This is a genomic window from Paenibacillus sp. P36 (genome assembly GCF_045866505.1).
Lineage (GTDB): Bacteria > Bacillota > Bacilli > Paenibacillales > NBRC-103111 > Paenibacillus_E > Paenibacillus_E chondroitinus.
Genome location: NZ_AP038372.1, coordinates 7,826,842 through 7,841,109, shown reverse-complemented (window position 1 = coordinate 7,841,109; position 14,268 = coordinate 7,826,842). Strand labels below are relative to the sequence as shown.

Sequence of the window (14,268 nt, the reverse complement as noted above, 5' to 3'; positions counted from 1 at the left end):
CGCCTACTGGCGAAGTCTATAATAGGAGCAGCAAGCGCAATCGGAAGAAAGGGATGAGATCACTGGCTCAATCCACATTTACGTACTACTCCCAACATGAGGATGATACGGATCTACTTGGGAAATTGCTGGCAGCCTGTTTAACCCCCGGCTCCGTCCTGACGTTAGACGGTGATTTGGGAGCAGGCAAGACGAGATTTTCGCAAGGTTTTGCAAGGGCGATAGGCATTCAAGAACACGTCAATTCCCCCACATTTACAATTATAAAAGAATATGAGGGAGCTAAGCTTCCTTTCTACCATATGGATATGTACCGCATTTCCCAAGAGGAGGCGGACGAGCTGGGGCTGGAGGATTACTTCTATGGAACCGGCGTGACCTTGATTGAATGGTCAAGCCTGATTGAAGATCTTCTGCCGCAGGAGCGACTTGCCATTACGATATCCCTTCAGGGGGATCAAACCAGAGTGTTTCACCTGACTCCGCACGGAGATCCGTATGTGAGTTGGTGTGTGCAGATGAAGGAGAACGGACATTTACAATGACAGACCGGACCAATTATTCAGGACGATGCTTAGCCATCGATACCTCATCTTCAGCGATGACCGTTGCGATTCTAGAGAACGGAAAGATGCTGGGCGAGGTAAGTTCACATGCTGAACGGAATCACTCTATCGGATTGCTTCCCCACATCCAAGATTTGCTGGCTTCACTGCAGCTGAAACCGAAAGATCTGCAATCTGTTGCAGTTGGACAAGGCCCCGGTTCGTACACAGGGGTGCGTATTGCTGTTTCCGTTGGCAAGACATTTGCCTGGTCGCTGGGACTTGACCTTATCGGCGTATCAAGCTTGGAAGCGATGGCGCTTGGCGGAGCGATGAAGCAGGAAGACAAGAGCAATAAGGAGCTTACGTGGGTCGTGCCGTTATTGGATGGAAGGCGCAAGCAGGCGTTCACTGCCGTTTACGCCTATTCGGGTGTTTCGCCGATGTCGGATCAAGTGGCTCTAACTGCAGATTGGCATGAAGTGCTGCCGGATGGCATTCGAGTCATTGGACCTTGGCTGGCACAGCTGCTCGAGCAGGCGGCAAGTGCAGAGCCTGAACAAGCGCCGCATAAGATCCTTTTTGTAGGCGAGACGGAGGGCTTCAGCGAAGAACTTGCGCAATTTGCGCAAGATTGGAAAGGGAGCTTCGAGCAGCTTTCCTACGGGATCGAAGCCCAGTATATTGGAGCTCTGGCTTACCCTCGATTAGCGAAGGGTGAGAAGGCGGATGTGCACACGTTTGTGCCAAATTACACAAGATTGCCGGAAGCAGAAGCTAATTTATTGGCCGGCATCCAGGTGAAGAAGGGAGGGAATTGATGGTGGAACAACATCAACCGCAGACAACGGAAGAAACGTTGGTTTTTCGCTCCATGCAGATGGATGATATTCCCTTTATTTGTGAAATTGAGCAGGAGGCCTTTACGACACCATGGACAAAAGGCGCTTTTGAAAATGAATTAACGAACAATCAGTTCGCTCATTATATGATCATGGATATCGGCGGCGAGGTCGCTGGATACGGCGGCATGTGGCTCATTATGGAAGAGGCGCATGTAACGAATATTGCTGTCCGAGACTCTTACAGAGGCCGTAAGCTCGGTGAGCGTCTTATGCGTGAGTTGATGAAAACAGCCGCTTTTCTCGGGGCGATTCGCATGACGCTTGAAGTGCGGGCATCGAACTACGTGGCGCAAAATTTGTATGAAAAAGTCGGCTTCCGCTCCGTTGGTGTACGCAGAGGTTACTATACCGATAATCGTGAAGATGCGGTCATTATGTGGGCGGATTTGCCTAAGAGAAGAAAGGATAGTCTCGGGGATTGAGGCTTTCGGCAGGTGAAGAATGTGAGTAAATTGGATCAACAACAACGAGAAGTTACGGAAGCAAGTACAGATAAATCTAGTAAACCCGTCTATATTTTGGCTATCGAAACAAGCTGTGATGAAACCTCTGTGGCGATTGTCGAAAATGGTAAAATCATACGCTCGAATGTGATTTCGAGCCAGATTGAGACGCATCAGCGTTTTGGCGGCGTCGTGCCTGAAGTGGCTTCCCGGAAGCACGTGGAGTCGATCACGTGGATGCTGGAGGAAGCCGTTGAAAAAGCCGGGGTATCGCTTCAGGAGCTATCAGCGATTGCCGTCACAGAGGGCCCCGGTCTGATCGGGGCCTTGCTGGTTGGCGTCGTTGCAGGCAAAGCGCTGGCCTGCGCATTGGATCTGCCGCTCATCGGTGTCCACCATATTGCGGGACATATTTATGCGAATCAGCTCGTGCATGAGCTGGAATATCCACTGATTTCCCTCGTCGTGTCCGGCGGGCATACCGAGCTCGTGCTGCTTGAGGCACCGGGCAAATTCCGCATCATCGGGCGAACGCGCGATGATGCGGCTGGCGAAGCCTACGACAAAATCGCCAGAGCCATGGGGCTGCCCTACCCTGGCGGCCCCCACGTGGATCGGCTTGCTCAGGAAGCCGAATCCGAGATCAAGCTGCCGCGCTCGTGGCTCGAGGCAGATTCTTACGACTTCAGCTTCAGCGGGTTGAAATCCGCTGTGCTGAACGTCGTCAACCAAAGCAAAATGCGCGGCGAAGCCGTCCAAACCGCGCAAATCGCCAAAGGCTTCCAAGCCTCCGTCATCGACGTGCTTGTCGAAAAAGCGGCGCGCGCCGTCCGCGAATACGGCGCCAAACAGCTCCTGCTCGCGGGCGGAGTCGCCGCGAACAAAGGGCTGCGCAGCGCGCTGGCTGAGCGCTGCGGCCAGTTGGACGTGCCGCTGCTGGTGCCACCGCACGCCCTATGTACGGACAACGCTGCGATGATAGGCGCAGCCGCTTTCCTGAAGTGGGACAAGCAGGAGTTCGACTCCATGGAGCTCAAAGCGGAGCCACAGCTTAAGCTTGAAGAATGGTAGTCTGAAAAAAATAAATGTTCAGATAACGGTATTGACTTTGCCAAATGTGCATATTATAATCACAATCAATACTTTAAAACGCATCGAACGGGATTAGTACGGAACCTCAGTTTCGCTCAGAGAGCTGTGCGCTTGGTGAAAGCACAGACGAAACGTGACCAGAACTCGCCCGGGAGCGGTAAGGCTGATATGGATGCCAAGGATCCAGCACCCAAGTAGGTCTTGACGGTTGACCCCCGTGATCGGGTACATGAGTGGTTTCGAGTGTAACAGCTCGGATCAATTAGAGTGGTACCGCGGAAGGTTCAGACCTGTCGTCTCTTATTATAGAGATGGCAGGTCTTTTTGGTTTTCAAATATAGAATAAACGCAATGAACAAGAGTAGTAAGGGCTCACTTCTACGGTACAGAAAGCTGCGGGTTGATGCGACGCAGACCGTGAATGCCCCGAACTCGCTTGGAAGCGGTCATCCTGATCGGCAGTATCACCTGCTGTTAGGGATGAACGGATGACCTCCGTGATCAGGTGACATAGCAGCCGCTATGTCTGAGGTGGGCTTCGTGATGCGGAGCCAACAAGAGTGGTACCGCGCTGGGTGAAGACCCGTCGTCTCTTATGTGGAGATGACGGGTCTTTTTGTCGTCTCCGTCTCCGGGACGGGGAGTTCTGCCTCGATTGGCGGCGGAAAGGGAACCCCGGGGCGCTATTTCGTCGAAAATAGCCTCAAAAGCTTGGAGTGGGAACTGTGGTCCGCTATTTCAGCGTTTTTCGTGAAAATATGGCCCGCGGAGAGAGAATAACACCCTGTAGTTCCGCTTTGTGAGTGGAACCTTAGCATTCTGGATGAATGAGGGATGAGGTTCCTTTAAGAACAAGTGAGTTGGGATTATCGGGGAATAGCAGCATTAGCTGCATCGACAGCAAGATTAAGAGCATGTGCGGCGGCAGTAACTTCAACAGTAGCAACAGCAAGCATCATCAACAACAGTAGTACCACTAGCAGCAATAGTTACTGGCGACAGTAGCAGTATCAATAGCATCTACAACAGCGACAGTATGAACAGCGACATCATGAGCTATAGCAACTGCGACAGTATGAACAGCATCAGCAGCAGCATAACAGCACCACCAGCATCACCACCAACAAACCACAGCCAACAAAGATTGGCTCCAATTCAAGGAGGAATTGAACCATGGAAAATAACACAAACCGCCGCATTCGCATTTTTGATACGACACTTAGAGACGGAGAGCAAGCGCCAGGCGCTTCACTGTATCCTGAAGAAAAAATTCGCATCGCTAGACAGCTTGCCAAAATGGGTGTAGATACAATCGAGCCCGGCTTCCCTATATCGAGCCCTGGCGACTTTCATGCGGTACAGCAAATTTCGCGCGAACTGCAAAACGTAGAAATTTGCGGATTTGCTCGCGCGATGAAGGCCGATATTGATTCAGCGATCAAAGCTACACAAGACGCAGCGTCGCGCCGTATTCACATGTTCTTGTCCTCCTCGGACATCCACCTGGATTTCCAGCTTCGCAAATCCCGTCAGCAGGTCGTCGAGATGGCTCGATCCATGGTTGCGTACGCGAAGCAGTTCGTGAACAATATTGAATTCTCACCGATGGATGCTACACGGACCGGGGATGAATTCCTGTTTGAAGTGCTAGAGGCAGTCATTGCAGAGGGTGCTACGATTCTGAACATTCCGGACACAGTCGGCTATGCGCTGCCGGAAGAATACGGGGCAATGTTCCGCAGAGTGCGCCAAAGTGTAAGAGGCGGCGATACGGTCGAGTACAGCGCGCATTGCCACAACGATCTGGGGCTTGCTGTAGCGAATAGCCTTGCGGCTATTGCAGCTGGGGTTACGCATGTTGAGGTAACGGTGAACGGGGTCGGAGAGCGCGCAGGTAACTGTTCCCTCGAAGAACTCGTGATGGCGATAGAGACGCGCAAGCAAACGATGGGCGTGGAAACAGGGATTGTGTCCAGCGAGATTTTCAACACATCCAAAATGGTCAGCCGCATCATGGGCTTCCCAATTGCTTACAACAAGCCGATTGTTGGAAGAAATGCCTTCCAGCACGAAGCGGGCATTCATCAAGACGGTTTGCTGAAAAACCGCAATACTTACGAAATTATGGACCCGGAAAAGCTGGGTATTCCACGCTCCATGATCATTCTTGGCAAGCATTCCGGAAGACATGCGCTGAAACATCGCATAGGCCAATTTGGCATTGAGCTTTCAGGGGAAGAACTGGATACACTGTACACCAAGTTCAAAGAGAAAGCCGATGAACAGAAAATGGTAACCGACGATCAGCTTCTGGAGCTTGTTGGTTCAACTGTGGATGGGCAAATGGAGCCATTTACACTGACGCACATGCAGGTCGTTTCCAGCAGTGATCGCAATCGTGTGGCTTCCGTCTCGGTTCGAAACAATCAGACAGGTGTTGAAAGTGTCTACTCAGGCACTGGCGAAGGTCCAATCGAAGCAATCGTGCAAAGCCTGCGTCAAGCGATTCCGATGGATGTGGACTTCTCAGATCTGGAGCTGCATTCCTTGTCCACAGGTGAAAAAGCAACCGGAGAAGCGGAGGTCACGATCACGGTAGAAGGTCAAACCTATAAGAATACAGGTATCGACCAAGATGTGCTGGTAGCTGTGGCAAAAGCATTTATCTCCGCGTGTAACCAAGCGATTCGCATGCAAGGTCATCCTGCAGCAGATTCTACGGAAGTGACGACAGCGTCTTAATGGGTTCCGCGCACCTGAATTGTGAGAAAACTTAGTTATATACACGACTTGTGAACAAAGTTATGCACATGGCTTGTGGATAATGTGTATAACATCAAAATTCCCCCATAGATCAATGGTTATAAAGGCGGAATTTGTCGAATAACTTTTTCACAAGTTTTTGTGGATAATGTGGATAAGATTGTGGAAAACAGTAGAAAACCTTTAGGAGGGGCGGATTTCGCCCTTCTTTTTTTTGTGGATAACGCTGTGTATGCAGAAAATAGACGTTTTGAGCCTCATTTTAAATTTTCGGAACAATCAAGCAGTGGATACTTTCACCTATGGATGAAAATGCTAAATGCTAAAACAGCAGGAGAATGTCCATGAAATTTAGAAAAATAGTCCGAATTGTGGGTATCTTAGGTTTTGTTTTGCAGTTGTCCACAATTTGGGGGCCTGCGGCGGCTCATGAGGATACAACCATCCACAATAGTGCTGATCGAAATAGTAGAGCCGAAAGTGCTAAACAAGTGACTGTGGTTTCGATACCGGGCCTTTCTTTTCAGGAGCTTCGGCCCGACCTGCTTTCGGAACTGCCCCATTTTAAGCAAATGACAGAGTTAGGCGCAGTTGGCGCTATGAATATTCGCACGGCAAATCGCTCAATACGGGATGTGTATGCCTCTTTGGGAGCGGGCGAACCTGCTGTAAGCCATGTGGAGGCGCTCGCTTTTGAAGCGAAAGAGTCCAGACATGGTGTTCGCGTATCAGACCTTATGAACCGGTATACAGGTCTATTGGAAGGTAATCAAGCCAGTCTTCTAAAGGAAGACTCCCTAATCGTTCCTGAACTAGCCACGCTCAAGCGGCTTAACAAGGAGCAAGCCTATGGCGTAGGCGCATTGGGAGATCTACTGAAAACATATGGTGTTCATCGTTCTATACTAGGAAGCAGTGATTTGGGAAGAGGGTTGCACCTGGAACAAAAGCAATTACGTCGTTTTGCTCCGCTAATGCTTATGGATTCTAATGGAATTGTGGATAAGGGGACACTTGGTGAGGATGCGGCGATAGCTTCTGTGGATAGAGCAAGCGGTGTAAGCACCGATTATGCACATCTGATTTCATTGTGGAAAAATAGGCAGCAGCCAAGCATAACGCTAATTGAATTAGGTGATTTGTACAGATTGTATAATGAGAAAACGCATTATGATCAGGATCGGTTTAATGAGCTCAAAAAATGGGTGCTTCGTGACATGGATCAATGGTTGGGGCAATTAATGGAAGCGATGCAGCCTGGCAAAGACAGCCTATGGTTTTTCTCGCCAGAGGTTAATGCGGAAGCAGCCAAAAGCAAATTGTACTTATCCCCAATTCTTCATTACTCAAAAGACGGTGGAGCAGGGATGCTTGTATCGGAATCTACCCGCAGACAGGGGGTTGTGACTTCACAAGATTTTACAAGTACGCTGCTGAGCGAGTTCAAAATCCCGATTCCTATCGGGTTGATAGGGATCCCTATAGCTTCCACTGGGATGAGCCATGCACTGGATCAGCTTGTGAAAGATCAAAGCAATATGCAGATGATTTATCGCAGCAGACCCTCGCTGCTGTACCCCTTTGCCACTTTTGAGATGATTGTCCTCCTGCTTGCATTGATTTATATTGTGTGGATAAAAAGGACGGGAAAAAAAGAGGCAGTTCTTGCTCATGACGTTCTGCGGATCGTATTGCTGTCACTATTGACTGCACCTGCCGTAATGTTGTTACTGGGATGGGTCGCTGAACCGGCAGTAACGCAATTTGGAATCGATGGAGCCATCATCGTTCTCGTTTGCAGCTTTATCGTGGGGAGTTTGCTACTGGCCATGATTCTGTCAGCATACAGCGAAATAACAACGATGATTTGGCTAGGAGTAGGAAACGCGGCACTCATCGTACTGGACGCCTGTACAGGGGCGCACGCGATGAAATATTCCGTGCTCGGCTATGATCCGATGATCGGCGCACGCTACTACGGCATCGGCAACGAGTACATGGGCGTCCTGATCGGCGCCCTCGTTCTCGGCATAACGGCGGCTTTGCAGCGCCGTTATGCCGCTCGCGGCACGCGGGCTTCGCGCGCGGCGGCGCTCGCCGCCTGCGCGGCGTTCTTGCTCGTGACGGTGTGCCTGACGGCACCGTCACTTGGCGCGAACGCGGGCGGCGCCCTGAGCGCCGCGGTCGCCTTCGGCGTAGCCGGCGCGCAGTGCTTCGCCGGCGAACGCTGGCGCGAGCTGCGCCTAGGCAGGGCTTCGGCCCTGCTGGCGGCGCTGCTCGCGCTCGGGATTGGGGCGCTGTGGCTGCTCAACAGCGCCGATTCTCCCGCGGCGTTCGCGCGGGAGAGCCATGTCGGGCGCGCGTTCCACGCGCTGCGCGCCGGGCAGTTCGATCAGATCGGGCATCTGATCGTGCGGAAGCTGCGGATGAACGTGCACCTGCTTCGCGCATCCGTTTGGAGCAAAGTGCTCATCACGAGCCTCTTCGTGATGGCTGTGTTAGTGCTTCGCCCTCGCGGCCGCCTGCGCGTATGGCAGCACAAAAACCCGTACTGGATGTACGGGTTCTCTGCGAATATGATCGGAGCCATCGCAGCTCTGCTGCTGAATGACTCCGGCATTGTTGCTGCGGCGACGATGATTGTTTTCGTCGCCGTTCCTTTGCTGCTGCTGCGCCTGCGGGAACTGGCGGCCCAGCCGGACGCTTAACGTGCAGCGGATGTCATCCCGCAACCAATTAAGCGAGCAAAGTCTCCCACTCTTCATAACAAGCCGCAAGTGCGCTCTTCCGCTTGTCGACCTCGGCCGTTTTCTCCTGAACGAGGACGTAGTTGTTGTACACGTCTGGATCGGCGAGCTCCGCCTCCAAGGCGGAGACTTCGTCCTCCAAGCGCGCGATGTCGAGCTCAAGCTGTTCCAGCTTACGCTGGCGGCTGCGTTCCTCGCGCTTAGCCACCTTGTCCGCTTCATACCCGCCGCCGCTGACGGCGGGTTCATTTTTACCTACGCTGCTAGCGGATTTTTTCTCCGCTTCTTTGGCTAGTCGCTTTGCTTCCATTTCGGCGAGCTCCGCTTTTTTCTCCAAATAATCGTCGTAGTTGCCAAGATAAGCGGTGAGCCCGTCCTTTTGCAGATCGAGCATGCTTTCGGCCATTTTATTCAGGAAGTAGCGGTCATGGGAGATGAATAGGAGGGTGCCCTCATAATCCATCAACGCAGATTCCAGCACTTCTTTACTATATAGATCCAAATGGTTGGTAGGCTCATCGAGGATGAGCACATTCGCTTTTTGCAGCATGAGCTTTGCCAAAGCTACACGGGCTTTTTCGCCGCCGCTTAAGGCAGAGACTTTCTTGAAGACTTCTTCTCCGCTGAACAAAAAGTTTCCGAGCACGGTGCGAATCCGGGCTTCCTCTAGATGCGGATAGGTGTTCCACACTTCCTCGAGCACGCTGTTGGAGGGAGTTAGGCCCGTCTGCTCTTGATCGTAATAGCCAATAGTGACGCCCGTTCCCCATTTGAAGGTGCCGGCATCTTGTTTGTGCTGACCGATTAATGTCTTGAGCAGCGTCGATTTGCCGACCCCGTTGGGGCCGATGAGAGCAGCCGTTTCCGAGCGGCGCAGCTGGAAGGAGACACCGTCGAGCAGACGATTTTTCCCGTCATAGGAAAGTGCCAAACGATCAACCTGAAGGACTTCTTTACCGGATGTCTGCTCGATTTCAAAAGAAAACGAAGCACGCTTCAAATCGCCCAAAGGCTTATCCAGACGATCCATTTTCTCGAGCTGCTTGCGGCGGCTTTGCGCTCTTTTGGTCGTAGAAGCACGTACGATGTTGCGCTGTACAAAGTCCTCCAGCTTCGCAATCTCTTCCTGTTGCTTTTCGAATTGCTTCATTTCAATTTCGTAGTTGGCTTCTTTGATCTCGATAAAACGGGAATAGTTGCCCGTGTACCGCTTGGAAGCATGGCGTTCAATTTCATAAATGGACGTGGCTAAAGCATCCAGGAAAAAGCGGTCATGGGATACGACCAGAATCGCACCCGGATAACCCCGCAGGTAGCCTTCCAACCAAGTCAGCGTCTGGATGTCCAAATGGTTCGTAGGCTCATCGAGCATGAGCAGATCGGGTTCTTCGAGCAGCATTTTCGCCAATGCCAATCTTGTTTTCTGGCCGCCGCTTAGCGTTTGAACAAGGGTGTCGGGAGAAAACTGGCCAAAGCCCATCCCGTGAAGAATCCCGCGAATTTTGGCTTCGATCTCATACCCGCCTTGTTCACGGAAATATTCGGAGCGCCCTGCGTACCGATTCATCGTCGTTTCGTACTTTTTCTCATCCTCAATGAGGGAGGGGTCAGCCATCTGGGCTTCCAGCTCGCGCAGCTCTCTCTCTGTTTCCAGCAAGGAGCTGAAAACGCTGAGCAACTCATTCCAAATGGACTTGTCCGTTTGCAGACCGCTGTTTTGTTTTAAATAACCGATTTTCGTTTCTTTCGCTTTGAAAAGATCGCCGCTGTCATAGGACATTTCGCCGGCAATAATCTGGAGCAAGGTTGACTTCCCGGCACCATTGACGCCGACAAGTCCAATACGTTCCTTGTCCTCGATTTGAAGCGTTATATTGGAGAGTACAGAACGTACCCCGTAGCTTTTGGAAATGTTAGAAACCTGTAATAACATCTTCTGCTGCCTCCTGCTTATTAATGAAAGAACCTGTGCAAGTCGTGAACCAAACTGCCTATAATCCCATCAATTCACTAGTATACACCATGCGTGAGTACGTCGTATGCTTAATTTTGCATAGAGTAGAAGGGGATAGGGGATGGGTACGTGTCTTTGCGGCTTGCCAGATGTATAGTTTTGTTTGCGCTGCTAGTTGTTGTGCTTGGGTCGCCTGTCCAGGGCTGGGATAAAGGTTTATTATCCAATATTCCCGTTATGCCTGCCGCTAATATCGAAGCGCCTGCTTCCTTCACTGTTATGTCTTTTAATATGCACCACGGAGAAGGCATGGATGGTAAAGTTGATATCATTCGGATTGCCGATCTTCTAAGGCATGGAAATGCCGATATTATCGCTCTTCAAGAAGTAGACCGTTATCGCTTGCGCAGCGGATTCGTGGACCAGGCCCGAGAGCTTTCCGAAATGCTCGGCATGCATATGGTTTATAGTCCTAGTCTAACCTATAAGGTAGGTCAATATGGCATGGCTCTCTTGAGTCGCTATCCGATTATCGACAGCAGTTGGGCGCTTCTTCCCGGAAATCTGGAAACGAGGAGCCTGCTAATGACGACGATACAGATTGGCTCCGAGCCCGTCCATGTTGCAACGACCCATTTGGGACTTTCCGAGGAGGATCGGCGGCTTCAGCTTACACGTATATCGGAGCTTTTGGCAGATAAACAAGGCCCGCTTGTCGTTGCCGGTGATTTTAATATGGAAGAGGAAGCCTTTCCAGTCAAAATGAACAGGTTGTCGCTCATAGACGTCCCATTAAGCAAAGTCACACAGGGCACTTTTTCAGGCGGTCAAAGGATCGATTATGTTTTTGCGAATGTGAAAAATAGCGGTTCTGCATGGACGGTTCCGACGATATTATCGGACCATTTTCCTGTTATAGCGCGGTTTATAATGGGGACTACAGCACGAGTATAGTTTTTTTCTTTGTTTATGTTAAAATGGGGGAAACCACTCCTTGTTAGGAAGGGCTGAGCCAGTATGAACATTCGTGAACGGAAAATTGAACTACGTAAGGATATGGAAGAAGTACGCTCATCCATTACAGCGGAAGAACGGGAAGAGAAGCAGCAGCGCATTCATGAGCGAATGACGAAGCTTTGTTCAGATAGACTTCTTGGTGCTCAGCAGCAGGAGGCGTCCGGTCCCCCTACGATAATGACTTATATGCCATTCCGGTCGGAGCTGGATGTTGCTCCACTAATGGAATGGTGTTGGCAGCAGGGAATTCGTGTGCTCGTGCCGAAGGTTGTAGCAGATACGAAAACAATGAATTTGCATATCATACACGCCTACGACGATCTGGAAAGCGGTGCCTGGGGCATTCGAGAGCCTCATAGCAACGTGCCGATCGAGCCGGATTTATCCACCATTTCGATGATTCTGGTGCCAGGGCTTGCCTTTGACATGGATTTCGGAAGGCTGGGGTATGGCGGCGGTTTTTATGACAGATTCATGCAGCTATTTGCTGCGCGGGGTCTGAAGAGACCTTTTGCGGTTGCTGCTGCTTTTGATAAGCAGTTGATTCCTGCAGTTCCCTCCTCCTGGCACGATTTCCGGGTGGATGGCATTGTTACCGAAAGCAAAATGGTTTTTAAAACAGAAGCATAAAAGGGAGGTAAGTGATTTGCCCGATTCCTCTCCATTAACCCATTTTAACGAACAGGGACGAGCTCGCATGGTTGACATTTCGGACAAACCGGAGACGAAGCGAACAGCGACAGCCCGTTCGACTTTGCTTATGAAAAGCGAGACACTCTCCCTAATTAAGCAGGGTAAAATGAAAAAAGGCGACGTGCTCGCTGTCGCACAGGTGGCTGGCATCATGGCCGCGAAAAAAACGTCAGATTGGATTCCTATGTGCCACCCGATCGCTTTATCGGGCATAGATATTCAATTTGCCGATAATGGCAACAACGAACTCTACATAGAAGCAACTGTCCGGACGACGGGACCGACAGGCGTGGAGATGGAGGCTTTAACAGCCGTATCCGCCGCAGCGTTAACCGTCTATGACATGTGCAAAGCCGCAGAGAAAGACATGATCATTAGCTCCACGATGCTGGTCACGAAAACGGGCGGTAAAAATGGGGATTTTCACAGACAAGATAGTTGATTGAGACGCGACTTAGACCACTGGGGTTGGCGCATAGATGAAGTCGACGATCATTCCGTAGTAGGGGTTATCTCATTCAGTTAACAAGGGAGAGGTGACGAAGGATGCACTGGAAAGTTGCGATTTTGACAGCCAGTGACCGCGGTTACCGAGGAGAACGAGAAGACACCAGCGCTCAGGTAATCCGCGAGCTCATTGAAGAAGAGATTCAAGGCGAGATCATCGAGTACCGTGTTGTACCGGACGAGATGGATGAAATTATGGCTTCATTAATAGAAATGACGGACTATTATCAGGCTGATCTGATTTTAACAACAGGCGGGACGGGGCTGGCGCCTCGCGATGTGACGCCGGAAGCAACGCTGAATGTCATTGACCGGGTTGCTCCGGGTTTTGCCGAAGCGATGCGGATGATTTCCATGCAGAAGACGAGGAAAGCGATGCTGTCCAGAGCGGTATCGGGTATTCGCGGCCGCACGTTGATTATTAATTTGCCAGGCAGTCCCAAAGGTGTGCAGGAGAATCTCATGGCGATCATCGATCAGCTGCCGCATGCGCTGGGGATTCTGACAGGCAAAGAAGGTGACCACGGATGAGCAAGCAGGAGTCCATGCTGCGCGAAGTGAAGGTGGAGGATGCCGTTGGGATGATCCTGCCGCATGATCTGACGCAGATTTTGCCGGGCGAGTTCAAAGGCCGGCTGTTCCGCAAAGGCCACCAGGTGACTGAGGCGGATATTCCTGCACTTCTCAGCATTGGCAAAGAGCATATTTACGCGATGGAGCTGCAGCCGGGCTACCTGCATGAGGATGAAGCCGCGCAGCGGATGGCGAGAGCGATAGCGGGCGACGAGCTCATTCTTACGGAGCCGCATGAAGGCAAAGTGAACGTGAAATCGCCGATTCGGGGCTTAGTCCGAATCGATAAAGCTTTCGTCGACAGCGTGAACGCAATCGACGAGGTGGTGATGTCGACCATCCGCAGCGGCGTGGTCGTGGAGGCAGGCGCTTCGCTGGTCGGCACGCGGGTGATCCCGCTGATTGTGGACGAAGCGAAGGTCGTGGAGGTCGAGCGGATTGCCGCCGCTCGCCGTGCGGAGGGCTTCACCTTGCTTGAGGTGAAGCCGTTTCGTAAGCTGCGCGTTGGCGTCGTGACGACGGGCAGCGAGGTGTTCAAGGGCCGAATCCAGGATAAATTCGGCCCGGTGGTGAAGGAGAAAGTCGCGCAGCTTGGCTCCGAGGTGGTAGATCAACGCTTCGCGCTCGACGATAGCGAAGCGATTGTTGGTGAGATCCACGCGCTGCTTGCGCAGAACGTGGATCTGGTTTTGGTCACGGGCGGCATGTCCGTGGACCCGGATGACCGCACGCCCGGCGCGATCAAGCAAGCCGGCGCCCGCGTGGTCAGCTACGGCACGCCGATGCTGCCGGGCTCGATGCTGATGATCGCCTATCTGGGCGATGTGCCGATCATGGGCTTGCCGGGTTGCGTGATGCATGACCCGTATACGTCCTTTGATGTGCTGCTGCCGCGTATTTGCGCAGGCGAGACGATTGTGCGCAGCGACATTACGGAGATGGGGTATGGCGGGTTTTATCAGTGTTAGTGGTTAATTAACGGGATATTTTCCGTTTAAATGTCGTGTCGTTTTCAGCTGAGCACTTTTG

12 protein-coding genes and 2 other annotated features are annotated in these 14,268 nt (G+C 51.6%); of the genes, 11 read left to right on the top strand and 1 reads right to left on the bottom strand.

All coding sequences use genetic code 11. The features are described 5' to 3' along the window. The first annotated feature begins 53 nt into the window (after positions 1-53). The 6 genes from tsaE to ACKTT9_RS34385 all read left to right on the top strand — a co-directional run bounded on the left by tsaE (position 54) and on the right by ACKTT9_RS34385 (position 8,456). Positions 54-545 (top strand): tRNA (adenosine(37)-N6)-threonylcarbamoyltransferase complex ATPase subunit type 1 TsaE, encoded by a 492-nt coding sequence (gene tsaE / locus ACKTT9_RS34410; RefSeq protein ID WP_407869535.1) that lies wholly within the window; start codon positions 54-56, stop codon positions 543-545. Continuing rightward, the gene (gene tsaB / locus ACKTT9_RS34405; protein ID WP_407869534.1) at positions 542-1,366 is read left to right on the top strand and encodes a tRNA (adenosine(37)-N6)-threonylcarbamoyltransferase complex dimerization subunit type 1 TsaB; all 825 of its coding nucleotides are present in this window, start codon (positions 542-544) and stop codon (positions 1,364-1,366) included. The genes tsaE and tsaB overlap by 4 nt, the downstream gene beginning before the upstream one ends. Further along, positions 1,366-1,872, top strand: coding sequence for a ribosomal protein S18-alanine N-acetyltransferase (gene rimI / locus ACKTT9_RS34400; RefSeq protein WP_407869533.1), 507 nt, complete (start codon positions 1,366-1,368; stop codon positions 1,870-1,872). The genes tsaB and rimI overlap by 1 nt, the downstream gene beginning before the upstream one ends. Positions 1,873-1,902: 30 nt before the next feature. Then, positions 1,903-2,964, top strand: coding sequence for a tRNA (adenosine(37)-N6)-threonylcarbamoyltransferase complex transferase subunit TsaD (gene tsaD / locus ACKTT9_RS34395; protein WP_407873174.1), 1,062 nt, complete (start codon positions 1,903-1,905; stop codon positions 2,962-2,964). Positions 2,965-3,038: 74 nt separating this feature from the next. Further along, positions 3,039-3,289, top strand: a binding site (T-box leader). A 38-nt stretch (positions 3,290-3,327) separates the two neighbouring features. Next, positions 3,328-3,582: a binding site (T-box leader), on the top strand. Positions 3,583-4,158: 576 nt separating this feature from the next. Further along, entirely contained in the window at positions 4,159-5,727 is a 1,569-nt protein-coding gene (locus ACKTT9_RS34390; RefSeq protein ID WP_407869532.1) for a 2-isopropylmalate synthase, read from the top strand. Positions 5,728-6,092: 365 nt separating this feature from the next. Further along, positions 6,093-8,456 (top strand): hypothetical protein, encoded by a 2,364-nt coding sequence (locus ACKTT9_RS34385; RefSeq protein ID WP_407869531.1) that lies wholly within the window; start codon positions 6,093-6,095, stop codon positions 8,454-8,456. A gap of 28 nt (positions 8,457-8,484) precedes the next feature. On the opposite strand, the gene ACKTT9_RS34380 is transcribed toward ACKTT9_RS34385, so the two are convergent. Continuing rightward, on the bottom strand, positions 8,485-10,428 hold the full coding sequence (locus ACKTT9_RS34380) for an ABC-F family ATP-binding cassette domain-containing protein (protein WP_407869530.1): 1,944 nt from the start codon (positions 10,426-10,428) through the stop codon (positions 8,485-8,487). 150 nt (positions 10,429-10,578) lie between these two features. Between ACKTT9_RS34380 and ACKTT9_RS34375 the strand changes: the two genes are divergently transcribed. The 5 genes from ACKTT9_RS34375 to ACKTT9_RS34355 all read left to right on the top strand — a co-directional run bounded on the left by ACKTT9_RS34375 (position 10,579) and on the right by ACKTT9_RS34355 (position 14,207). Further along, a complete protein-coding gene (locus ACKTT9_RS34375) occupies positions 10,579-11,403 on the top strand; it encodes an endonuclease/exonuclease/phosphatase family protein (RefSeq protein WP_407869529.1) in 825 nt (274 codons plus the stop codon). A 63-nt stretch (positions 11,404-11,466) separates the two neighbouring features. Beyond that, positions 11,467-12,096 (top strand): 5-formyltetrahydrofolate cyclo-ligase, encoded by a 630-nt coding sequence (locus ACKTT9_RS34370; protein ID WP_407869528.1) that lies wholly within the window; start codon positions 11,467-11,469, stop codon positions 12,094-12,096. Between the two features lie 16 nt (positions 12,097-12,112). Continuing rightward, entirely contained in the window at positions 12,113-12,601 is a 489-nt protein-coding gene (gene moaC, locus ACKTT9_RS34365; protein WP_407869527.1) for a cyclic pyranopterin monophosphate synthase MoaC, read from the top strand. 104 nt (positions 12,602-12,705) lie between these two features. Further along, positions 12,706-13,197, top strand: coding sequence for a molybdenum cofactor biosynthesis protein B (locus tag ACKTT9_RS34360; RefSeq protein WP_029197035.1), 492 nt, complete (start codon positions 12,706-12,708; stop codon positions 13,195-13,197). Further along, positions 13,194-14,207: a molybdopterin-binding protein gene (locus ACKTT9_RS34355; RefSeq protein ID WP_407869526.1), complete on the top strand. Its 1,014-nt coding sequence runs from the start codon at positions 13,194-13,196 to the stop codon at positions 14,205-14,207. The genes ACKTT9_RS34360 and ACKTT9_RS34355 overlap by 4 nt, the downstream gene beginning before the upstream one ends. Positions 14,208-14,268: the final 61 nt, after the last annotated feature.